The sequence below is a fragment of the Catenuloplanes atrovinosus genome (assembly GCF_031458235.1).
Classification (GTDB): Bacteria; Actinomycetota; Actinomycetes; order Mycobacteriales; family Micromonosporaceae; genus Catenuloplanes; species Catenuloplanes atrovinosus.
Genome location: NZ_JAVDYB010000001.1, coordinates 2,041,480 through 2,062,250, shown reverse-complemented (window position 1 = coordinate 2,062,250; position 20,771 = coordinate 2,041,480). Strand labels below are relative to the sequence as shown.

At 74.3% G+C, this 20,771-nt stretch carries 20 protein-coding genes; 13 read left to right on the top strand and 7 right to left on the bottom strand.

Annotated features, from left to right (window positions below; all coding sequences use genetic code 11):
* The first annotated feature begins 184 nt into the window (after nucleotides 1-184).
* The 3 genes from egtA to J2S41_RS09080 all read left to right on the top strand — a co-directional run bounded on the left by egtA (nucleotide 185) and on the right by J2S41_RS09080 (nucleotide 2,914).
* Nucleotides 185-1,408 (top strand): ergothioneine biosynthesis glutamate--cysteine ligase EgtA, encoded by a 1,224-nt coding sequence (gene egtA, locus J2S41_RS09090; RefSeq protein WP_310365484.1) that lies wholly within the window; start codon nucleotides 185-187, stop codon nucleotides 1,406-1,408.
* A 65-nt stretch (nucleotides 1,409-1,473) separates the two neighbouring features.
* Entirely contained in the window at nucleotides 1,474-2,037 is a 564-nt protein-coding gene (locus J2S41_RS09085; protein ID WP_310365481.1) for an HDIG domain-containing metalloprotein, read from the top strand.
* Nucleotides 2,038-2,080: 43 nt separating this feature from the next.
* Nucleotides 2,081-2,914, top strand: coding sequence for a helix-turn-helix transcriptional regulator (locus J2S41_RS09080; protein ID WP_310365479.1), 834 nt, complete (start codon nucleotides 2,081-2,083; stop codon nucleotides 2,912-2,914).
* Here the strand turns inward: J2S41_RS09080 and J2S41_RS09075 are convergent.
* Entirely contained in the window at nucleotides 2,896-4,128 is a 1,233-nt protein-coding gene (locus J2S41_RS09075; protein ID WP_310365475.1) for a cytochrome P450, read from the bottom strand. The genes J2S41_RS09080 and J2S41_RS09075 overlap by 19 nt on opposite strands.
* A 106-nt stretch (nucleotides 4,129-4,234) precedes the next feature.
* The gene (locus J2S41_RS09070; protein WP_310365474.1) at nucleotides 4,235-5,335 is read right to left on the bottom strand and encodes a substrate-binding domain-containing protein; all 1,101 of its coding nucleotides are present in this window, start codon (nucleotides 5,333-5,335) and stop codon (nucleotides 4,235-4,237) included.
* A 133-nt stretch (nucleotides 5,336-5,468) separates the two neighbouring features.
* Here J2S41_RS09070 and J2S41_RS09065 point away from each other — a divergent pair, with 133 nt between their 5' ends.
* The 8 genes from J2S41_RS09065 (at nucleotide 5,469) to J2S41_RS09030 (ending at nucleotide 12,565) form a co-directional block, all read left to right on the top strand.
* Nucleotides 5,469-6,479 carry a hydroxyacid dehydrogenase gene (locus tag J2S41_RS09065; RefSeq protein ID WP_310365471.1) on the top strand — a complete coding sequence of 337 codons (1,011 nt, stop codon included), beginning with the start codon at nucleotides 5,469-5,471 and terminating at the stop codon, nucleotides 6,477-6,479.
* Nucleotides 6,480-6,513: 34 nt separating this feature from the next.
* Nucleotides 6,514-7,764, top strand: a complete 1,251-nt coding sequence (locus J2S41_RS09060; RefSeq protein ID WP_310365468.1) for an ABC transporter substrate-binding protein — start codon at nucleotides 6,514-6,516, stop codon at nucleotides 7,762-7,764.
* A gap of 72 nt (nucleotides 7,765-7,836) precedes the next feature.
* Nucleotides 7,837-8,715 (top strand): carbohydrate ABC transporter permease, encoded by an 879-nt coding sequence (locus tag J2S41_RS09055; protein WP_310365465.1) that lies wholly within the window; start codon nucleotides 7,837-7,839, stop codon nucleotides 8,713-8,715.
* Nucleotides 8,712-9,590: a carbohydrate ABC transporter permease gene (locus J2S41_RS09050; protein ID WP_310365462.1), complete on the top strand. Its 879-nt coding sequence runs from the start codon at nucleotides 8,712-8,714 to the stop codon at nucleotides 9,588-9,590. The genes J2S41_RS09055 and J2S41_RS09050 overlap by 4 nt, the downstream gene beginning before the upstream one ends.
* Nucleotides 9,587-10,210, top strand: coding sequence for a hypothetical protein (locus tag J2S41_RS09045; protein ID WP_310365460.1), 624 nt, complete (start codon nucleotides 9,587-9,589; stop codon nucleotides 10,208-10,210). Before J2S41_RS09050 ends, J2S41_RS09045 begins: the two co-directional genes overlap by 4 nt.
* Before the next feature lie 145 nt (nucleotides 10,211-10,355).
* On the top strand, nucleotides 10,356-11,399 hold the full coding sequence (locus tag J2S41_RS09040; protein ID WP_310365456.1) for an NAD-dependent epimerase/dehydratase family protein: 1,044 nt from the start codon (nucleotides 10,356-10,358) through the stop codon (nucleotides 11,397-11,399).
* A gap of 54 nt (nucleotides 11,400-11,453) precedes the next feature.
* Nucleotides 11,454-11,813, top strand: a complete 360-nt coding sequence (locus J2S41_RS09035) for a VOC family protein (RefSeq protein WP_310365454.1) — start codon at nucleotides 11,454-11,456, stop codon at nucleotides 11,811-11,813.
* Between the two features lie 35 nt (nucleotides 11,814-11,848).
* Nucleotides 11,849-12,565, top strand: coding sequence for a hypothetical protein (locus J2S41_RS09030; protein WP_310365452.1), 717 nt, complete (start codon nucleotides 11,849-11,851; stop codon nucleotides 12,563-12,565).
* Here the strand turns inward: J2S41_RS09030 and mptB are convergent.
* Nucleotides 12,554-13,972, bottom strand: coding sequence for a polyprenol phosphomannose-dependent alpha 1,6 mannosyltransferase MptB (mptB, locus tag J2S41_RS09025; RefSeq protein ID WP_310365450.1), 1,419 nt, complete (start codon nucleotides 13,970-13,972; stop codon nucleotides 12,554-12,556). The genes J2S41_RS09030 and mptB overlap by 12 nt on opposite strands.
* A 123-nt stretch (nucleotides 13,973-14,095) precedes the next feature.
* Here mptB and J2S41_RS09020 point away from each other — a divergent pair, with 123 nt between their 5' ends.
* A complete protein-coding gene (locus tag J2S41_RS09020; RefSeq protein ID WP_310365448.1) occupies nucleotides 14,096-14,860 on the top strand; it encodes a hypothetical protein in 765 nt (254 codons plus the stop codon).
* A gap of 65 nt (nucleotides 14,861-14,925) precedes the next feature.
* Nucleotides 14,926-15,762, top strand: a complete 837-nt coding sequence (locus J2S41_RS09015) for a hypothetical protein (RefSeq protein ID WP_310365446.1) — start codon at nucleotides 14,926-14,928, stop codon at nucleotides 15,760-15,762.
* 287 nt (nucleotides 15,763-16,049) lie between these two features.
* On the opposite strand, the gene J2S41_RS09010 is transcribed toward J2S41_RS09015, so the two are convergent.
* The 4 genes from J2S41_RS09010 to J2S41_RS08995 are packed head-to-tail and all read right to left on the bottom strand — an operon-like array spanning nucleotide 16,050 to nucleotide 20,710.
* Entirely contained in the window at nucleotides 16,050-16,745 is a 696-nt protein-coding gene (locus J2S41_RS09010; RefSeq protein WP_310365445.1) for a cobalamin biosynthesis protein, read from the bottom strand.
* Nucleotides 16,742-18,109 carry a cobyrinic acid a,c-diamide synthase CobB gene (locus J2S41_RS09005; RefSeq protein WP_310365443.1) on the bottom strand — a complete coding sequence of 456 codons (1,368 nt, stop codon included), beginning with the start codon at nucleotides 18,107-18,109 and terminating at the stop codon, nucleotides 16,742-16,744. Before J2S41_RS09005 ends, J2S41_RS09010 begins: the two co-directional genes overlap by 4 nt.
* Nucleotides 18,103-18,705, bottom strand: coding sequence for a cob(I)yrinic acid a,c-diamide adenosyltransferase (cobO, locus tag J2S41_RS09000; RefSeq protein WP_310365441.1), 603 nt, complete (start codon nucleotides 18,703-18,705; stop codon nucleotides 18,103-18,105). Before cobO ends, J2S41_RS09005 begins: the two co-directional genes overlap by 7 nt.
* Before the next feature lies 1 nt (nucleotide 18,706).
* Nucleotides 18,707-20,710, bottom strand: coding sequence for a VWA domain-containing protein (locus J2S41_RS08995; RefSeq protein WP_310365438.1), 2,004 nt, complete (start codon nucleotides 20,708-20,710; stop codon nucleotides 18,707-18,709).
* Nucleotides 20,711-20,771: the final 61 nt, after the last annotated feature.

The following is a 20,771-nucleotide window of genomic DNA, read 5'->3' as shown; positions in this document are numbered from 1 at the left end:
GTGGATGGGCCGCTCGCGGTGAACTTCCGGATCTGAGATTTGCACGACCTGGGGGTATCACCTTACGCAGCGAGCCGGTAACGTCGCGTGGGTTGTTGCCGCCCGGGCCGGCGCGGGCGCGACGCGATTCCGCACGTCCACACGGGGAAACTCGCTGATGCCACGCGTCCCGGAGGCTCTGGTCTTGTCCACATCCACCATCATCGCGCCGCACACCCCGGTCATCGACCGGGATCAGGCCGAGGAGCACATCGCCTCCGTCTGCTTCCGGACCGGACCGTCCCGGCTGATCGGCGCCGAGCTGGAGTTCACCGTCCACCACGCGGACGACCCGGCCCGCCCGCTCGACCCGGATAGCCTGCGCCGCGCGCTCGGCCCGCACGCGCCGCACACGATCGCGCCGGACGGTCCCCATGAGACGCTGGACAACGGCACGCCGGTGACGGTCGAGCCGGGCGGCCAGGTGGAGATCTCGTCCGCGCCGTTCCGGTCGCTGACCGCGCTCTACGCCGCGACCGAGGGCGACCGCCGCCAGCTGGCCACGCTGCTCGCGGCCGAGGGCCTGGTGCTCGGCGAGCACGGCCTGGACCCGTGGCGGTCACCGCGCCGCCTGCTGCGCACCCCGCGGTTCGACGCGCTGGAGAAGGCCTTCGACCGCACCGGTCCGGCCGGGCGGGTGATGATGTGCAACACCGCCGGCCTGCAGGCGTGCGTGGACGCGGGCGAGCCCCACCAGCTCGCCGCGCGCTGGGCCGCGCTCTACGCCGCCGGCCCCGCGCTGATGGCCGCGTTCGCCACGTCGCACCGCCAGGGCGGCATCGACACCGGCTGGCGCTCCGCTCGCATGCGCGCCTGGTTCGGCGTCGATCGCCAGCTCACCCGCGCCATCGACCTCGGCGCCGACCCGGCGCACGCCTGGGCCCGGCACGCGCTCGCCGCGCCGCTGCTCTGCGTCCGCCGCGACGACCGGGACTGGGAGGCGCCGCGCGGCCTCACGTTCAACGACTGGATCGACGGCGCGCTGGACACCCCGCCCACCACCGAGGACCTGGAGTACCACCTCACCCTGCTGTTCCCGCCGATCCGGCCGCGCGGCTACCTCGAGGTCCGCTGCCTGGACGCGCAGCCCGGCAGCGAGTGGATCGCCCCGGTCGCCGTCGTCGCCGCGCTGCTGGCCGACGACGAGACCACCGACCTCGCCCGCGACCTGGCCGCACCCGCGGCCGGCCGCTGGGAGCCCGCCGCCCGCGACGGTCTCACCGACCCGGTGATCGGCCGCGTGGCGCACGCGGTGCTCGACCTGGCCGCCCGCCGCCTGGACCGCACGACGCTGGACGCGCCCACGCGCAACCGGGTCACGGCGATCATTGCGGAACGTCTGAGCAAGGAGTCAGCTACCGGCCACTGAAACCTGGGTGAACAGGGGGCGAACTGCCTGGTCAACGCCCCCTTGTCCGGCCGTACCGTGGTCAGATGCCTTCGGTTCTGCTCCGACCCACCGCCGACGCCGCCCGCGAGCTGGCCCGGGCCGTGATCGGTGACCTGGGCAACCGATGGCTGCACACCGCCGCCGTGGCCGCCCGCGCGGAGCAGCTCGCCGCCGCGGTCCCGCCCGTGGACCGCGAGATCCTGATCGCGTCCGCGTGGCTGCACGACATCGGCTACGGCGAGCTGGCCCGAGCCACCGGCTTCCACCCGCTGGACGGCGCCCGCCTGCTCGACCGGCACGGCTGGCCCATCCGCATCTCCAGCCTGGTGGCGAACCACTCCGGCGCCTGCTTCGTCGCCGCGGTGCACGGCCTCGAGGCGGAGATGGCGCACTACCCGGACGAGGCCTCGCCGACGTCGGACGCGCTGACGTTCGCGGACCAGACCGTCGGCTCCCGCGGCGAGCCGCTCGCCATCGACGACCGCATCGCGGACATGCTGCACCGGCACGGCCCCGGCTCGCCGAACGCGCTGGTCGCGCACGTGCGCACGCCCCACATCCGGGCGATAGCCGACCGCGTCCGGGCCCGCCTCGGCGCGGTGCGGTAGCCGGGGGCGAGCACGGCCGGGCGTCATGCGCCAGGATGGGCGCATGGCGGAGCGGCTGGGTGACTATCTACGGACGCGCCGGGAGGCGCTGACGCCGGAGGCGGCGGGGCTGGTCCGTGGCGGCGCACGCCGCACGCCCGGCCTGCGCCGCGAGGAGGTCGCCACGCTGGCGGACGTCTCCGCCGACTACTACGAGCGGCTGGAGCGCTCGCGCGCCGGCAACCCGTCCGCCGCGCTGCTCGCCAAGCTGGCGGAGGCGCTGCGGCTCAGCGCCGACGAGACCGACCACCTCTACCACCTGGCCGGGCAGCCGGTCCCGGCCCGGCCCGCGCGGGACGACGCGGGCGTCGAGGACGGCCTGCTGTTCGTGCTGAACAGCCTGGACGCGGTCCCGGCGCACGTGCTCGACGGCCTGACCAACGTCGTCGCGCAGAACGCGCTCAGCGTCGCACTGTTCGGCCGGTGCGCGGACCTGCCGGGCTACCGGGGGAACATGACCTGGCGGTGGTTCACCGACCCGCGCACCCGGGCGTGCAGTGTCCCGGCCGAGCACGAGGAGATCGGCCGGGGCTGGGCCGCCGAGCTGCGCGGCGCGGTCGCGGCGCGCGGGCACGACGACGCCGCGTCCCGCCTGGTCGCCGCGCTGCTGGCGGCCAGCGAGGAGTTCGCCCGCTACTGGGCCACCAACGACGTCTACCGGTTCCGCACCACGCGCAAGACGTTCGTCCACCCGGTGACCGGGACGCTGCGGGTCAACTGCGACATGCAGCTCAGCTCGGACGGCGGTCACCGGCTGATGGTGCTGCGCCCCGAGCCGGGCACGGACGGCGCGGAGCGGCTGGCCCGGCTGCGGGACGCTCACCCGGCCATCCGGTAGCGGATCGGCAGGCGCTTGAGCCCGCTGACGAACAGTGTCTCGGACAGCGGCGCGTCGCCGGCCTGCTCCAGCTCGCGCAGCCGGGGCAGCAGCTCGCCGAGGAACGCCCGGATCTCCATCCGGGCCAGCGGCGCGCCGAGGCAGTGGTGCACGCCGTGGCCGAACGCGAGATGCCGGTTGGGCCGGCGGCGCACGTCGAACACGTCGGGCGACGCGAACACCTCCTCGTCCCGGTTCGCGCTGCGGTAGGACAGGTACAGCGCGTCCCCGGCCGCGATGCCGACGCCCGCGATCACGCAGTCCTCGATCGCCGTACGCATGAACTCCGTGGTCGGCGTGACCCAGCGGATGATCTCGTCCGCCGCGGCCGGCAGCAGCCCCGGGTCGGCCCGCAGCAGCTCCCGCTGGCCCGGGAACCGCGCCAGCGCCTGCACGCCGCCCGCGATGCAGCTGGTCGTGGTGTCGTGCCCGGCCGTGACCAGCAGCATGTAGTACGCGGCGACGTCCGGCAGGTCCAGCGGCCGGCCGTCGACGCGGGCGTTGGCGATCGCCGACGCCAGGTCGCCGGTCGGCCGCGCGCGCCGTTCCCGCGCCGCGTCGGTGAGGTAGCCGACCAGGTCGGCCACGACCGCGGCCTGGTCCGCCGGGTCCGCGGAGCGCCGCAGGTCCTCGTCGAGCACGCCCAGCGACTGCTGGGTCAGCCGCAGCAGCGCGTCGTAGTCCCGCTCGGGGAACCCGAGCATGGACAGGATGACCTGCAGCGGGTACGCACGGGCGACGTCGGCCACGAAGTCGCACTCCCCGCCGAGCCCGGCCATCCGGTCGACGGCCCGCCGGGCCAGCGCGGTGACGTCCTGCTCGAGCCGGCGCATCGCGCGCGGCGTGAACCAGTCCGCGACGATCCGGCGGTGCACGTCGTGCTCCGGCCCGTCCATCTGGATGATGCTGACCGACCGGCGCTTGGAGACCGCCTCGTACGCCTTCGGCGCCAGCGTGATCCGGGGTTCGCTGAGGAACCGGCCCGGGTCGCGCAGCACCCGCACGATGTCGGCGTGCCGGGTCAGCGCCCAGAACGGCCGGAAGTCCTCGTGCTCCACCCGCACGACCGGCGCCTCCCGGCGCAGGAAGGCGCAGGCGGCCAGGAACCGCTCGGGATCCGCGTACGCGCGCGGGTCGACGAACACACGGCCGGCCGATGCGACGGTCAGGCTCACGGCACACTCCAGGACGAGGGGTCACGGTTGCCGCGACACGCTAAGCGCCCGGGCGCCGCGCTCCCTCGTCCCGCCGAGCCCCGGTCCGGCAGACCGGGGCAACGGCTCAGCGGACCGGGCGGGGCAGCGAGGAGCTGCGGATCACCAGCTCCGGCGTGACCAGGACCTGCTGGGACGGCCGCCGCTCCCCCTCCAGCAGCCGGGACACCATCAGCTCCACCGCCACCCGGCCGACGTGGTTCTTCGGTGGCCGGACCGCGGTGAGCGCGGGCTCGGCCAGGTGCGCCACCTCGTCGTCGTAGGAGACGATGGCGAGGTCGCCGGGGATGGACATGCCCTGCTCCGCGCAGAACTGGGCCACGGACATCGCGTCCGGGTCGCTGTGCACGATCAGCGCGCGCGTGCCGGTCCGGCGGCACGCCGCCAGGATCTCCGCGATGATCTCGCGGTGCCCGGGCGCGTCCAGCGCCACCGACTCGCGCACCAGCGGCTCCGGCGGCAGGTCCAGGTCCGCGCAGACCGCCCGCCACCCGCGCTCCAGGTGCGCGGACGTGGGGCTGCCCTTGGACAGCACCAGCCCGATCCGGCGGTGCCCGTGCTCCCACAGGTGCCGGACCGCCAGCTCCACGCCCAGCGCGTGGTCGCTGCGCACCCACTCCAGCTGCCGCGGCGTCGGTGTCCACCGGGCCGGCTGCCGTTCCACCAGGATCGTGGGCACCGGCAGCCGGCCGATCCAGTCCAGCATCTCGTCCAGCGGGTCGCCGTCCAGGCTCGGCGCCAGCAGCAGGCCCTGGACCTGCTGGGCCTCGATCAGGCGGGTGATCTGGCGGCGGTCCTCGGCCTGGTCGTAGCTGGACCCGCGAAGCTGGATGCTGACGCCCATCACGGCGGCGGCGGTGCGCGCGCCGGCCACGATCGCGGGCCAGTAGAAGTCCAGCGACGGCACGACCATTCCGATGGTGAACCGGGTCGGCGCCACGCGGCGGGCGCGCTGGGACGGCGGCACGAAGTCGATCGGCAGCGTGGCGCCGCCGTGCACCTTGGTGAGCAGATGGCGTTCCGCGAGCGCGGCGATGTCACGGCGGATGGTCAGCTCGGAGACGCCGAAGTCGCGGGCCAGGTCACGGACGCGGACGGCGCCGTGCCGGCGCAGCTCGCCGAGCAGGCGCTCCTGGCGTTGCAGGTTGAACATGCGATCCGGCTGCACGGGCGCCTCCACGGGCGATGTTCGAGTCTGAACGTTTGTGTCCGGCGGGTTACGGAGTCTGGCCCTCCATGTTCGCCTGCCGTTATTCATGTAACCCAGCTCACCTTCTACCGAAATCGAGCGGGAGGCACCAGTGTCAAAGCCGCGGGCGCTGCTCGTGATGGACGAGAGCTCGTTCCGGGCGCACTTCGACGCGGAGCGCCTCGACCGGCTGGCCGGCATGGTGGCGCTGGGCGACCCCGTCCGGGTCGGCGAGCTCGACTCCCCCGCCGCGCAACGGAGCCTGGCCCGCGCCGACGTCCTGCTCACCTCGTGGGGCGCGCCCCGGCTCACCGAGGAGCGGCTGGCCGGCGCGGACCGGCTCCGCGCGGTGATCCACTGCGCCGGCACGGTGCGCACGCTGGTCAGCGACGCGGTCTGGCGGCGTGGCCTGCGGGTCAGCAACGCGGCCGACATCAACGCGATCCCGGTCGCGGAGTTCACGCTGGCCGCGATCATCCTGGCCGGCAAGAAGGCGCCGTTCCTGGCCGCGGACCGGCAGGCCGCGGCGACCGGCTGGGGACACCGCAACGGCTACGGCGACCTGTCCAACTACCGCCGCACGATCGGCGTGGTCGGCTTCTCCCGGATCGGGCGCCGCGTGGTCCGGCTGCTCGGCCTGCTCGACCACGCGCAGTGCCTGGTGGCCGACCCGTTCGCCGACCCGGACGAGGTCCGCCGCGCCGGTGGCGTGCCGGCGGATCTGCCCGGCCTGCTGCGCGGCAGCGACGTGCTCACGCTGCACGCGCCGGAGAACGCGCAGACCCGGGGCATGATCGGCGCGGCCGAGCTGGCGCTGCTGCCCGACCACGCCACCGTCATCAACACCGCCCGGGGCAGCCTGATCGACCCCGTGGCGCTGGAGGCGGAGTGCCGGTCCGGCCGGCTCTTCGCGATCCTCGACGTCACGGACCCGGAGCCGCTGCCGGCCGCGCATCCGCTCCGGTCGCTGCCCAACGTCATGATCACGCCGCACATCGCGGGGTCTCTCGGCACCGAGATCCTGCGGCTCAGCGACTTCGCGCTGGACGAGCTGGGCCGGTGGCTCGCGGCCGAGCCGCTGCGCGCCGAGGTCACGGCAGACCTGCTCACGACGCACGCATAAGAGAGATGGAGTCATTTTCATGAAGAGGCACCTCATGAGAAGCCTCACGGTCGCGTCCGCGCTGCTCCTGGTCACCGCCGCCTGTGGCGGCGGCGGTGACGAGCCGGCCAAGACCGCGGACGGCAAGGACGTCCTGACCATCGCGGTCTGGGCGTACGACCAGACGCCGGAGTTCAAGGCGCTGTTCGACGCGTTCGAGGCGGAGAATCCGACGATCGACATCCAGCCGGTCGACCTGCTGGCCGGCGACGACTACGCCGAGAAGGTCACCACGATGCTGGCCGGCGGCGACAAGACCGACGTGCTGACCATGAAGAACGTGACCGACTACGCCCGGTACGGCACGCGCGGCCAGCTCGCGGACCTGACCGACGTGGTGGACGGCCTGCCCAGGGAGAGCTACCGCGGGCTGGACGCGTTCGACCTGGACGGCACGTACTACGCGCTGCCGTACCGGCAGGACTTCTGGGTCCTCTACTACAACAAGAAGCTGGTCGGCGACGCGGACCTGTCCAACCTGACCTGGGACGAGTACGCGGCGCTGGCCAAGTCCCTCACCAAGGGCGAGGGCGCGGAGAAGGTCTACGGCGCCTACCACCACGTGTGGCGCTCGGTGGTGCAGGCGATCGCGGCCTCGCAGAACGGCGGCGACCAGCTCGGCGGCGACTACTCCTGGATGGCCGACCAATACGCGACGACGCTGGACCTGGAGAAGGCCGGCGCGATCATGCCGTGGTCCACCGCGAACAGCCAGAAGGTCAGCTACGACAGCCAGTTCTCCACCGGCAAGGCCGCGATGCTGCCGATGGGCGCCTGGTACTCCGCGCGGCTGATCGCGGACAAGGCGGCCGGCAAGCACGACACCGACTGGGGCGTCGCGCCGATGCCGCAGCCGGCGAAGGGCGCCGGCGTCAAGACGTTCGGCTCGCCGACCGCGTTCGCGGTCAACAAGAACGCGCGCAACGCCGAGGCCGCGCGCGCGTTCGTCGAGTTCGCCTCCGGCGAGAAGGGCGCCACCGCGGTCGCGAAGATCGGCATCTACCCGTCGTTCACCAACGACGCGGTGCTGGCCGCGTACGCCGGCGTGGCGGGCATGCCGAACGACGAGACCGCGAAGAAGGCGTTCGCACCCGACGAGATCATGCTGGAGATGCCGGTCAGCGAGACGTCCTCCGATGTGGACGCGATCCTCAAGGAGGAGCACGAGCTGATCATGGCGGGTGAGAAGCCGGTCCCGGACGGGATCACGGAGATGGGCGACCGGGTCAAGAACGAGGTCGGCTGACCGTACGCCACCGGCGGGAGCCGGCCGGGCCACGGCCGGCTCCCCCGCGTACCCCCTGCGAGGAGGACCGAAGTGGCAAGTCTGACCCGGCGCCGCACCACGCTCGTCGGCTGGAGCTTCATCCTGCCGAACTTCATCGGGTTCGCGGCGCTGACGCTCGTCCCGGTCGTCGCGGCGCTGGCCCTGTCGTTCATGGAGTGGGACTCGTACAGCTCGCCGGAGTGGGTCGGCCTGGCCAACTTCGAGCGGATGTGGAACAACGCCACGTTCTGGGTGGCGCTGACGAACACCTGCTACTACGCGCTCGGCCACATCCCGCTCACGCTGGTCGCGGCGCTCGGCCTCGCGATGCTGCTCAACCGCCCGCTGCGCGGCGTGGGGCTGTTCCGGACCGCGCTGTTCTTCCCGTACGTGACGTCGCTGGTCGCGGTCGCCGTGGTGTGGAACATGCTGTTCAGCCCGGACCTCGGCCCGGTCAACCAGTTCCTGCGCGCGGTCGGCGTGGACCACCCGCCCGGCTGGACCACGTCCTCGGACTGGTCCATGCCCGCGGTGATCCTGACCAGCGTCTGGCGGGACATGGGCTACTACATGGTGCTGTACCTGGCCGGACTGCAGACCATCCCGGCCGAGCTGTACGAGGCGGCGAAGGTGGACGGCGCCGGCCGCTGGGCGCGATTCCGGCACATCACGCTGCCGTCGCTGCGGCCCACCACGTTCTTCGTGGTGATCATGCTGACCATCTCCAGCTTCAAGGTCTTCGACCTGGTGCAGGTGATGACGGAGGGCGGGCCGGGCCGGTCCACGCTGGTGCTGTCCCAGCTCATCTTCCGGGAGGGCATCACGCAGGGGCGCTTCGGCTACAGCTCCGCGATCTCGATGGTGCTGTTCGTGATCGTCCTGCTGGTCACGCTGATCCAGTTCCGGCTCCAGCAGCGGAGCGAGCGATGACCGCGCTGCTCGAGACGCCGCCCGCGGTGCGGACGACCGCCAAACCCCCGGGACACCGCGGCGGTACGGCCGGGAGAATCCTCGGGTACGCCCTGCTGATCGTCCTGTCCCTGCTGGTGATGATCCCGTTCGCCTGGATGGTCTCGTCGTCGCTGAAGCAGAACAACGAGGTGTTCACGGTCCCGATCCAGTGGATTCCGGCCGAGTTCCGCTGGGACAACTTCAGCGTGATCTGGGATCGGATCCCGCTCTGGACCTACCTCGGCAACTCGATGCTGCTCAGCGTCTCGGTCACCGCGCTGCAGGTGCTGACGGGCAGCTTCGCCGCGTACGGCTTCGCGAAGATCCGGTTCCCCGGGCGGGACGCGCTGTTCCTCGCGTACATCGCCACGATCGCGGTGCCGTGGCAGGCCTACATGGTGCCGCAGTACATCATCATGCAGAAGCTCGGGCTGGTGGACACGCACCTGTCGCTGATCCTGCTCCAGGCGTTCGGCGCGTTCGGCGTGTTCCTGATGCGGCAGTACTACCTGACCATCCCGGACGAGTTGAGCGAGGCCGCGCGGCTGGACGGGCTCTCCGAGTACGGCATCTGGGCGCGGGTGATCCTGCCGCTGTCCAAGCCCGCGCTGGCCAGCCTGGCGCTGCTCACGTTCGTGAACACCTGGAACGACTACATGGGCCCGTTCATCTACCTGACCAGCAACGACCTGTGGACGGTGCAGATCGGCCTGCGCGCGTTCGTGGGCCTCTACGACGCGGAGTACGCCATGATCATGACGGGCTCGGTGATCTCGGTGGTGCCGATCCTGGTGGTGTTCCTGCTGGGCCAGCGCTACTTCGTGCAGGGCATCGCCACCTCGGGGCTGAAATGATCAACCTGTCGTACGGCACCTGGGAGACGGTCTGGTCGTTCGCGCGGAAGGCGCTGACGCTCAACCTGGCGCTCGCGCTGACCAACCTGCCGCTGCTGATCGCGCTGGCCGTGGTCGCCGAGCCCACGGCGTACCCGCTGTTCTTCGGCCTGCTGGCGCTGACCGCCGGGCCGTCGGTGGCGGCCGCGTTCGGCTACCTGCACGGCGAGCTGTCCTACCTCGCCGCCTACCGCCGGTTCTTCCGGGCCGCGCTGCTGCGCGGCGGGCTCACGGTGGCACTGCTCGCCGTGCTCGCCGTGGACGTGGTGGCGCTGCACGACCGGCCGGCCGGCGCCTACCTGGTGCCGCTGTTCGTGGTGCTGTCGGTGCTGGTCGCGGCCGCGGGCGTGGTGGCGCTGGCGCTGCTGCCGCTGCGGCCCGGCACGCGGCTGTGGGCCGGCCTGCTGACCGCGGCCTACGCGGCGGTGCGGCGGTGGTGGCTGAGCGCGCTGACGCTGCTGGTGCTGGCCGCGGTCGCGCTGGCGGTCACCCGGGCGCCGGTCCTCGGCCTGGCCACGCTGCCGGGCTGCGCGCTGATCCTGGCCTGGGTCAACTCCGCGGCGTCACTGCGGCACACCTGAGCACGGCGCGCGGAGGCGGTGGTGGGCACGCGCGGGCGCTCGTGCCCACCACCGCCGTCCCGGTGCGGCGGACCGGCGCGCCGCTCACCGGCTCCTGACGCGTACCCCCGGGATGGTTCGGCCGCGGCGGGGTAAACGGCTGGTCATGCGGATTCTGATCACCGGCGCGACCGGGAACGCGGGTACGGCGCTGCTGCGGCGGCTGCGGGCGGAGCCGGACACCGAGATCATCGGCGTCGCGCGGCGGGTGCCGGCGCTCGGCGCGGGCGAGCCCTACGACGGCGTCCGGTGGCACGCGGCCGACGTCGGCGACCCCGCGGTGGTGGCGCCGTTGACCGGGTGGCTGGCCGGCGTGGACGCGGTCGTGCACCTGGCCTGGCAGATCCAGCCGAGCCACGACCGGGAGCGGCTGCGGCGCACCAACGTCGACGGCACCCGGCACGTGCTGGAGGCGGTCCGGCGCGCGGGCGTGCCGGTGCTGGTGCACGCGTCCTCGGTCGGCGTCTACGGCGAGGGGCCGAAGGACCGCGCGGTCACCGAGTCGCACCCGGCGACCGGCATCCCCACGTCCACGTACAGCCAGGACAAGGTGGCGGCGGAGGCGCTGCTGCGCGCGGCCACCGGCCCGCGGATCGTGATGCTGCGCCCGGGGCTGATCTTCCAGCACGACGCGGGCGCCGGCATCGCGCGGCTGTTCCTCGGCCCGCTGCCGCCCGTGTCGCTGCTGCGCTTCCGGCGCGTGCCGGTGATCCCGGACCACCCGCGGCTGCGCGTGCAGGCGGTGCATGCGGACGACGTGGCGGACGCCTACCTGCGCGCGATCCGGGCCGACGTGTCCGGCGCGTTCAACCTCGTGGCCGACCCGGTGCTGGAGCCGGCCGGGCTGGCGCATCACCTGCGCGGGCGGACCGTGCCGGTGCCGCTCGGCGTGCTGCGCGGGCTGGCCGGCGCCACCTGGCGGGCGCGGCTGCAGCCGACCGACCCGGGCTGGGTGGACCTGGCCGTGGGCGTGCCGCTGCTGGACGCCGGCCGGGCCGCGGCGGAACTGGGCTGGTCGCCGCGGTATGACGCGTGGGCCGCGCTCGACGAACTGCTGCGCGGCATGTCGCACCACGCGGGCACGGCCAGCGCCGCGCTCCGCTCGACGTCGCTGCTCGACCTGCTGCCCGGCCACGGGAATCCGCAGTGAATCTTTCGGTGAACCCGTCACAGGGTGTCGGGAATCCGGCCTAGCGTCACGGGCATGGCTATCGCTCGTTTCCCCAGCTTCGTGCTCGACTGCCCGGACCCGGTGGCGCTGGCGCGGTTCTACGGCGCGCTGCTCGACTGGAAGGTCGACGACTCCGACCCCGGCTGGACGGACATCCGCGCGGAGAACGGCAACTGCATCAGCTTCCAGCGGGTCGACGGCTACGCGCCGCCGGTCTGGCCCGGCCAGGAGAAGCCGCAGCAGTTGCACCTCGACGTGATCGTCGACGATCTGGACGAGGCCGAGACGGCCGTGCTCGGGCTCGGCGCGGTCAAGCACGAGCACCAGCCGGGCACCACGTTCCGGGTCTTCCTCGACCCGGCCGGCCACCCGTTCTGCCTCTGCGTGAACTGATCCTGATTAGTCCGGATTGTCGCTACGATGCGCCGGTGGGCGTGAATTCGTGGCCGGAGACGGCGTCTCCGCTGGACAGGGGGCGGGTGCGGGACGTCTGGGGCGACCTGCGGACCACACTCGCGCGCGAGACGCCGTTCGCCCGGACCGGCGCGGACACGCTGGACGCGTCGTTCGAGCGGATTCCGGACGACCTCTCCGAGGTGCCCGCGTTCAAGGAGTGGAGCGGCGCCCACCTGCCGCTGCGCTGGGCCATGCTGCGCGTGCTCACCGCCGCCGCCGGCGATCAGGAGCCCCTGGAACTGCCCGGCCCGGTCACGCTGGACAAGGGCGAGATGCGCGTCTGGCCCGGCGACGTGACCGTGCACGGCAACCTGGTGCTGCGCCGCAAGGCACGCGTGGTCGTGCTCGGCACGCTCACCGTCACCGGCGCGCTGATCGCCCCCGCGTACGGCTACTCCCTGGTCGGCGCGCGCCGCATCGTGTGCCGGGACGGCGTGAGCGCGGGCGAGATCCTGGCCACGGAGTCCGTGCACTGCTCCGGCACGTTCCTGCTCAACCAGGACACGCACACCGCGATGTCTCCCGCGTTCACCGGCGGCACCCTGATCGACTGCCGGTGGCCGGCCCAGTTCACCCACGTCGAGGCCACCCACCGCGTCAACGGCGGCGAGGCGGCGGCCCGCGAGGCCCTCGCGATCCCCGGCGGCGACCCGGGTGACGTCTTCGCCACCCGGCTGCTACGCGGCTGAGTCGCCGGGCCGGACCCGGCCCGGCCACCGGCGCAGCGCCAGGAACGCGGCCGCGATCACCAGCAGCAGGTCGGCGACGGCGCCGGGCGCCTTGGTGACGGCGGGGATGCCGAGGCCGTCCGGGAGGACCAGCAGCGCGGCGGCGGCCGCGCCGAGCGCGAGCCATCGCCGGTGGCGGGCGGTGTCCAGGGCGGCGGCGAGGACCGGGATCGGGATCAGGAAGTACCACGGGTACGCGACCGGGCCGAGCAGCACCAGCGCGAGCAGCACCAGGCCGGCGCGGAGGACGACGGCGCGCGGGGAGCCGGTGCGGTGCCGCCAGGCGGTCCACGCGCAGGCCAGCGCGATGACGCCGAGCGCCAGGACACCGGCGAGGCGGGCGGCGGCGAGCGCGGTGTCCTCGTGGGCGGCCAGGCCGAGCGCGCGCAGCAGGTAACCGGCGGCCATGCCGACGCCGGTCGGGACGGAGGTCCACTGCTTCGGGCCGGTCGACGCGGTGAGCGCGGCCAGCCAGCCGAGGCCCAGGCCGGACACGAGGCTGACCAGGGCGAACGAGCCACCGAGGGCGGCGATGACCGGCACGGTACGGCGAAGCGCCGTACGCGCGGCGAGGATCAGCGCGAACGGGAGCGCGGCCAGCGCTGTGATCTTGATGGCGGCGGCCAGGCCCAGCGCGGCGCCCGCGAGCACCAGAGCCCGGCGCGATCGGCCGGCGCACAGCGCGAGCCCGATCACCACCAGGCCCCCGACCAGCGCGTCGTGGTGGGCGCCGCTCACCGCGTGCACGGCGACCAGCGGCGCGGGCAGGCCCAGCCACACCGCCCGGCGCGGGTCCAGCCCGAACGACGCGGCCAGCCGGTACCCGCCGGCGGCCGCCAGCGCCACGCCCGCCAGCGCACACAGCCGCAGCAGGGTCAGCGCCACGGGCCACGAGCCGGCCGCCGCCGCACCGCCGGACAGCAGCAGCGCGAACGGGCCGTACGGCGTGGTGGCGTCCTGCCAGAGCGTGGCCACGCCGGGCAGCCACGGGCAGCCGCCCGCCCGCGGCGACACCGCGTAGGGGTCCAGCGAGCGCGCGTAGACCCACCCCTGGCAGGCGTACGAGTACACGTCGCGGGAACCGAGCGGCGGCGCGAACAGCAACGGCACCTGCCACAGCACGCCGGTCAGCAGCAGCCCCCGGGACGGCAGCGACCGCGCGGTCAGCAGCCACGCCGCGATCAGCCCGCCCAGCCCGAGCAGGCACACCACGAGACCGGCCGCGTACGGCCCGGCGGCACCCGCGCGGTGCCCGGCCGGCAGCGCCCCGGCGAACCAGGCGCCCCCGGCCAGCGCCAACGCGGACACGAAGCCCAGCAGCATCGTGCGCCGGCCGCGATCAGGCACGGCCGCCTGATCGTCAACCACGGCGCCGAGTCTAGTCGCCGCTCATCGGCGGCCGATCGATCCGAACGCGGGCACCGGTCCGTAAGACAGGGAGACGGTAGGCTTCGCGGCCAGGCGAGGAACGGGAGCGGACGAGCGGTGAAGATGCAGCTACGGGCAGTGGCGGCGGTGCTGGTGGCTCTGGCGCTGGGCGGCTGCGGCGGCGAGACGCCCGAGGACCCGTTCGACGCCCTCGACGACTCCGTGGTGGCGCTGCTGGACGGCAACTACACGTTCACGCACACCACGACGTACCAGGTGGTCGACGGCTCGATGCTCGCGGACGCGCGCTCGATGCGGGTGCGGTTGGACTCGCGCGTGCAGGGGCAGCAGTTCACCTCCGACTTCGTGACCGTGGCCGGCGATCGGTTCGTGCTGCTCGACTTCAGCAAGGTGGAGAACATGACCTCCGCGCTGCCGGACGTGATGACCGGCCAGAAGTGGGTGCCGCTCACCGACCCGGCCGTCACCGAACTCGGCGGCATTCCGTTCCCCGCGCCCGGCGACGACGTGACCGGCGCGACCGCGGCCGTCCGCGCCGTCACGGACGTGCGCGAGACCGGCGAGAACACGTACGCGGGCACGCTCGACCTGACCCAGGTCGGTCCCGGCGTGCTGCGCGTCGGCCCGACCGCGGAACTGCTCGCCCAGCTCGGCACGGCCGCCTCCGCGGTGCCGTTCACCGCCACGCTCGACGGTGAGGGGCGGCTGACCACGTTCGTGTACGACGTACCCGCGGCCGGCTCCGTCCCGGCCAACCACGTCGAGCTGTCACTGACCGGATACGGCGCCGCGCAGCCCCCCGCAAGGCCCGACCCGGCCGCGGTGGCGAACTACGACGAGGCGATGAAGGCCATCCAGCGCCGCTGACGCGCTGTCGTACCCGGGCAGTAGGCTCCTCGCGTTTCTCTCGGAACCGACGGTGGAGCACATTCTTGTCACGGGGACACCTGGCCGCGATGGCGGCACTTCTTCTCGCGCTGGCCGGTTGCGGTGGCCCGTCCGCCGCACCGGAGCCGGCCGCGTCCAGCGCCGCGGCGCCGCCCGATCCGAAGGCGGCGCTGCTCGCCTCCGTCGCGGCGCTCGACGAGCTGAACTACGAGTTCACGCACGGCTCGCCGTACCACGGCGACCTCTCCGGCGTCGTGCACGCGCCGACCGGGGTGCTGGAGCTGCAGCACCGGGTGAAATACAGCGACACCGACATCTACGACGTGCGGTACCGCCGGGTCGGTGAGGCGCACTGGCTGCGGATCGACCTCTCGCAGTACGCGGGCCTGACCGGCGAGCCGCCGGCCGCGCTCACCGGGAAGGTGTGGCTGCCGGCCCGCGCGGTCTCGACGCGCGACGAGTTCGGGCCGCTGGTGTTCGCCCGGCCGGAGCAGGGCCTCACCGGCGTGGAGCGCCTGGTCACCGGCGTGGTCACGGTGACGCGCAAGGGCGTGGCCACCTTCGAGGGGACGCTCGACGTGACCGGTGCGGAGCCGGGGACGCTGGGGTTCGGCCTGGAGGCGGAGCATGTCAAGGCGCTCGGTGAGCGGGCGAGGTCACTGACGTTCCGGGCGACGACGGACAACAGGGGGCGGCTGCGGCAGTTCGGGATCGAGCTGCCGGCGGCGGGCGACTACGGGTCCGGCGGCATGACGTTCACCTTCGACCAGTACGGCACGGCACGCGCGCCGGCGGCACCCACGGGCGACGACCTGGGAACCGGCGACGACCTGAAGGCCGCGGTCGAGGGCTTGCGCGCCCTCCAGGACCGCCCCGCGTAACGCCCGGCCACCCGCCCCGCACGCGTCGATCTAGGAGATTCCCACGCCTTGATCTCCCACCACGTGAATCTGGCCTAGGCGTGTCTGGTGGATCTCGTCGAGCCGAGGCGAGGTCCAGGTGTCGTCCGGGGGTGCGGCGCGGGCGCCCGGATACCGGTGTTGTATCCGGGTGTTCGTGCCGTGCGGCTGGGCCACGCCGCAGGCCGGCGAAGATCCGCCGGACACGCCCTCGATCGGCGGGGCGGAACCGGCGAGACGGGCCGGCCCGGAACGCGGGACCGCAGGCCTTAGGCCGGCGGGTCCGCGACGGCAGGACCGGCTTGGCCCGAGGTGGCGATGGCGACCGCGGCGGTGGCGGCGGTGCGTTTGGGAAGGATCAGGCGGGCGGTGCCGTCGCCGTGTGCGGCGGCGGCCAGCAGCGCCGCGGCCTCGGCCACGCTGGGCGTGCCGACCGCGCCGAGCACGCGGGCCGAGGCCGTGGGCGCACCGGCGGTGGCGAGTTCGTCGGCGGAGAAGCCGATCAGCGCCCATCCGTGGACGGCCGCGATCGCGCGCAGGGCGGGATGGGCGATGCGGCGGTCCAGCGTGGCCAGGAGCCGCACGGCCTCCGGCGCGATCGCGCGCTCGGCGAGCGCGCGATCGATCAGGCCCGCAAGCTCACCGGCGGTGACCTGCGGACGAGCGCCGACGCCCACCGCATACCACCGCTCGCGAACCGCGCCGGCGGGCGCGACGGCCTGCCCGCCCTCGGCACCGCTGGCGGCGGACCCGCGCCCGGCACCGGCGGCCACGCTGTCCGCGACGGCCCGACCGCGAACGGCACCGGCGGCCACGCTGTCCGCGACGGCCCGACCGCGAACGGCACCGGCGGCCACGCTGTCCGCGACGGCCCGGCAGCGGACGGCACCGGCGGCCGGGCCGGTCGCGGTGATCCCTTTCGGGGGCGCCGAGACCAGCGGGCCGGCCGCCGTGGGCGTCGTCATGCCGCCGCGGCGGCGGCCACCAGGCGGGAGGCGATCTCCGGCTGGCCGGCCCAGTGCAGGTGCAGGTAGGAGGCGTGGACGGTGTCGGTGACGAAGCCCTCGGGTTCGGCGCCGCGCCAGGCCCAGGCCGCGTCCGCGCGCGGGGCCAGCAGCAGGCCGGAGCGCGGGCTCACCATGGTGCGGTGGAACTCGTGGCCGGAGACGCGGGTGCCGGCGGGGGTGAGGACGCTGTCGGCCAGGGCGACGGCGTCGCGGTAGCCGAGCGTGAGCGACGGGGTCATCGCGGCCTCGATGTCGAGCACGCCGCACATGGGTGCGTCGTCGAGCGTGCGGGCCAGCCAGAGCAGGCCGGCGCACTCGGCGACGATCGGGGCGCCGGTGGTGGCGAGGCGGGAGACGTCGGTGCGGAGCGCGGCGTTGGCGGAGAGCTGCGCGGCGTACACCTCGGGGAATCCGCCGCCGACGACCAGGCCGCGCGTACCGTCGGGAAGTCGTTCGTCGCGCAGCGGGTCGACCGTGACGACGTCGGCGCCGGCGGCGGTGAGCAACTCGGTGGTCTCGGCGTAGCCGAAGCTGAACGCGGCCCCGCCGGCGACCGCGACGACCGGCCGCGCCGCCCCGGCCGGGAGCGGCGTGGCCGGCGGTGCCCACGGCGTGACCGGCAGCGGGCCGGCGGACGACGCCAGCGCGTGCACCTCGTCCAGGTCCACGGAGTTCGCGATGAGCGAGGCCAGCGCGTCGACCGCGGCGGACGCCTCCGCGCGGCGTTCGACCGCGGGGATCAGGCCGAGGTGCCGGGACGGGGCGGCGACCGCGTCGTGGCGGCGGAGGACGCCGAGGACCGGCGCGCCGACCTCCTCGCAGGCCTCGCGGAGCAGCGACTCGTGCCGGTCGGAGCCGACCCGGTTGAGGATGACGCCGCCGATGTGCACGCCGGTGGAGAACGACCGGAAGCCGTGCACCACGGCGGCGACCGAGCGGCCCTGCGCGGTCGCGTCCACGACCAGGATGACCGGCGCGCCGATCAGGCCGGCCACGTGCGCGGTGGAGCCGAAGTCGCCCTCGCCGACGCGGCCGTCGTAGAGGCCCATCACGCCCTCGACGATCGCCAGTTCCGCGCCGGTGGCGCCGTGCGCGAACAGCGGCGCGACGCGCTCCTCGCCGACCAGGACCGCGTCCAGGTTGCGGCCGGGGCGGCCGGCGGCGAGCGCGTGGTAGCCGGGGTCGATGTAGTCCGGACCGATCTTGAACGGGGCGACGCGGGTGCCGCGCGCGGCGAACGCGGCGAGCAGGCCGGTGGCGACCGTGGTCTTGCCGTGCCCGGACGCGGGCGCGGCGATCACCACGCGCGGGATGCTCACCATTCGATGCCCTGCTGGCCCTTGCGGCCCGCGTCCATCGGGTGCTTGACCTTGGTCATCTCGGTGACCAGATCGGCGGCGCCGAGCAGCGCGGGGTGCGCGTCCCGGCCGGTGATCACCACGTGCTGGCTGCCGGGCCGGTCGCGCAGCGTGGCCACCACGTCGTCCACGTCCACCCAGCCCCATTTCATCGGGTACGTGAACTCGTCCAGCACGTAGAAGCGGTACGCCTCCGCGGCCAGGTCCCGCTTGATCTGCTCCCAGCCCTGCGCCGCCTCGGCCGCGTGGTCCCGCTCGGTGCCGGGGCGCTGGATCCAGGACCAGCCCTCCCCCATCTTGTGCCAGGTCACCGGCGCGCCGCCGGGCACCTGGCCGAGCGCGCGGAGCGCGGTCTCCTCGCCGACCTTCCACTTCGGGCTCTTCACGAACTGGAACACCACGATCGGCCACCCGGCCGACCAGGCGCGCAGCGCCATGCCGAACGCGGCCGTGGATTTGCCCTTGCCCGGCCCGGTGTGCACGGCGAGCACCGGCTGCCGGCGGCGCTGCCGCGTGGTCAGGCCGTCGTCCGGTACGTTCTCGACCTTCCCCTGTGGCATGTCAGACCGTCCTGAGCGAGATCGCCGACGCGGAAAGCCGGTCGAGCGGCATCCAGTCCGCCGCGAGCGCGGCCGCGAGCCGCCGCGCCAGGCCGAGCCGGACCGGCCCGGACTCGCAGTCGACGACCACCGCGGACGTGCCGGCCAGCGCGGGCGTGACGGTGAGCGGGTCGGGCCCGCTGGTGGCGCGCCCGTCCGTGACCACCACCAGCAGCGGGCGGCGGCGCGGGTCGCGGCGGCGCTCGGACGCGATCACGCCGGCGGCGGAGCGCAGCCCGGCGGCGAGCGGCGTACGCCCGCCGGTGCGCAGCTCGGCCAGCCGCGCGACGCCGACCTCGTGGCTGGACGTGGGCGGCAGCACCGTGCTGGCCTCGCCGCCGCGAAAGGTGATCATGCCGATCCGGTCCCGTCGCTGGTACGCGTCGCGCAGCAGCGACAGCACCGCCGTCTTCACCGTGCGCATGCGCTGCCGCGCCGCCATCGACCCGGACGCGTCCACCACGAACAGCACCAGGTTCGCCTCGCGCCCCACGTGCACGGCCTCGCGAAGATCAACGGCCTCGACGGTACGGCTGCCCCGCCCGGCCGCGGCCCGCAGCGTGGCCGGCAGGTGCGGGGCGAAGCCACGGCGACCGATCGGGGCGCGGGCGCCGACCACGCGGCCACGGCGGGCGAACGCGGGCGACCGCCGCCCGGCGTGCGCGCCCTCGCCGCGCCCGGCGACCGTGAGCGTCCGGGGCCGGAACGCGGCCCCGACCGGCGCGGGCGGCACCTTCTGCTCCCTGCCCGGCCCGGCGGGCGGCGGCGTCCCGTCCTCCGCGGCGTCACCGTTGCCCACGGCCGGGGGTGGCGTGGGCGGCGGCGGCTCACCGGTGCCGCCGCCGTCCGGCCGGTCAGCGGGTCCACCGTCGGGAGGCCCACCGTCCGGGGGCCCGTCGTCGGACGGCCCGCCGGACGGATCGTCGTCGGCGGGTGGCTCGGGCTCGGGGTCGGCGCCGGCCTCGTTCAGCGCCTCCTCCAGCTTCTCCTCGTCCGCGCCCGGCGGGTCCAGCGGGTCGCGGCGGCGCCGGTGCGGCAGCGCCAGCCGGGCCGCGTCGCGCACGTCGTCGCCGGTCACCACGGTCCGGCCGTGCCAGGCGGCCAGCGCGATCGCGGCGCGCGCCACCACGATGTCCGCCCGCATGCCGTCCACCGCGTACGCGATGCAGATGCGCGCGATCCGGTCCAGTTCCGCGTCCGGGAGCGTGACGGACGGCAGCAGCGCCCGCGCCGCCACGATCCGCCCGGCCAGGTCGCGCTCGTCGGCGGCCCAGCGCGCCGCGAACCCGTCCGGGTCCGCCTCGTACGCGAGCCGGCGGCGCACCACCTCGGCGCGCGGCCCGGCGTCGCGCGGCGCGGACACGGTGACGACCAGCCCGAACCGGTCGACGAGTTGCGGGCGCGGCTCACCCTCCTCCGGGTTCATGGTGCCGACCAGCAGGAACCGCGCCGCGTGCTTCACGGAGACGCCGTCGCGCTCCACGTGTGCGCGTCCCATGGCCGCGGCGTCCAGCAGCAGGTCGACCAGGTGGTCCGGGAGCAGGTTGACCTCGTCGACGTAGAGCGCGCCGCGGTGTGCCGCCGCGAGCAGCCCGGGCTCGTACGCCTTGGTACCGTCGGCCAGCGCGCGCTGGATGTCCAGCGTGCCGACCACGCGGTCCTCGGTGGCGCCGACCGGCAGCTCCACCAGCGGCGCCCGGCGCAGGTCCACCCCCGCGGCGTCCGCGTGCGGGCCGTCCGGGCAGCCGGGGTCCGGCGCGGCCGGGTCGCAGGCGAACCGGCAGCCCGGCACCACGGCGATCTCCGGCAGCAGCGCGGCCAGCGCGCGCACCACGGTCGACTTGGCGGTGCCCTTCTCGCCGCGGACCAGCACGCCGCCGATCGCCGGGGAGACGGCCGTGAGCAGCAGCGCGCGGCGGAGCTCATCCAGGCCGACGACGGCCGAGAACGGGTAGGGCGTGGTCATTCCGCGCTCAGAGGCGGCCGCATGCTCGTGTCCCTTCCGCGGGTGTCCACGCCCGCGCTCG

What these genes read in the sequence shown, in the direction of transcription:
- J2S41_RS09085 (WP_310365481.1), top strand. Translation starts at nt 1,474, where the DNA reads ATGCCTTCGGTTCTGCTCCGACCCACCGCCGACGCCGCCCGCGAGCTG.
- J2S41_RS09080 (WP_310365479.1), top strand. Translation starts at nt 2,081, where the DNA reads ATGGCGGAGCGGCTGGGTGACTATCTACGGACGCGCCGGGAGGCGCTG.
- J2S41_RS09060 (WP_310365468.1), top strand. Translation starts at nt 6,514, where the DNA reads ATGAGAAGCCTCACGGTCGCGTCCGCGCTGCTCCTGGTCACCGCCGCC.
- J2S41_RS09050 (WP_310365462.1), top strand. Translation starts at nt 8,712, where the DNA reads ATGACCGCGCTGCTCGAGACGCCGCCCGCGGTGCGGACGACCGCCAAA.
- J2S41_RS09045 (WP_310365460.1), top strand. Translation starts at nt 9,587, where the DNA reads ATGATCAACCTGTCGTACGGCACCTGGGAGACGGTCTGGTCGTTCGCG.
- J2S41_RS09040 (WP_310365456.1), top strand. Translation starts at nt 10,356, where the DNA reads ATGCGGATTCTGATCACCGGCGCGACCGGGAACGCGGGTACGGCGCTG.
- J2S41_RS09035 (WP_310365454.1), top strand. Translation starts at nt 11,454, where the DNA reads ATGGCTATCGCTCGTTTCCCCAGCTTCGTGCTCGACTGCCCGGACCCG.
- J2S41_RS09020 (WP_310365448.1), top strand. Translation starts at nt 14,096, where the DNA reads ATGCAGCTACGGGCAGTGGCGGCGGTGCTGGTGGCTCTGGCGCTGGGC.
- J2S41_RS09010 (WP_310365445.1), bottom strand. Translation starts at nt 16,745, where the DNA reads ATGACGACGCCCACGGCGGCCGGCCCGCTGGTCTCGGCGCCCCCGAAA.
- J2S41_RS09005 (WP_310365443.1), bottom strand. Translation starts at nt 18,109, where the DNA reads ATGGTGAGCATCCCGCGCGTGGTGATCGCCGCGCCCGCGTCCGGGCAC.
- cobO (WP_310365441.1), bottom strand. Translation starts at nt 18,705, where the DNA reads ATGCCACAGGGGAAGGTCGAGAACGTACCGGACGACGGCCTGACCACG.
- J2S41_RS08995 (WP_310365438.1), bottom strand. Translation starts at nt 20,710, where the DNA reads ATGACCACGCCCTACCCGTTCTCGGCCGTCGTCGGCCTGGATGAGCTC.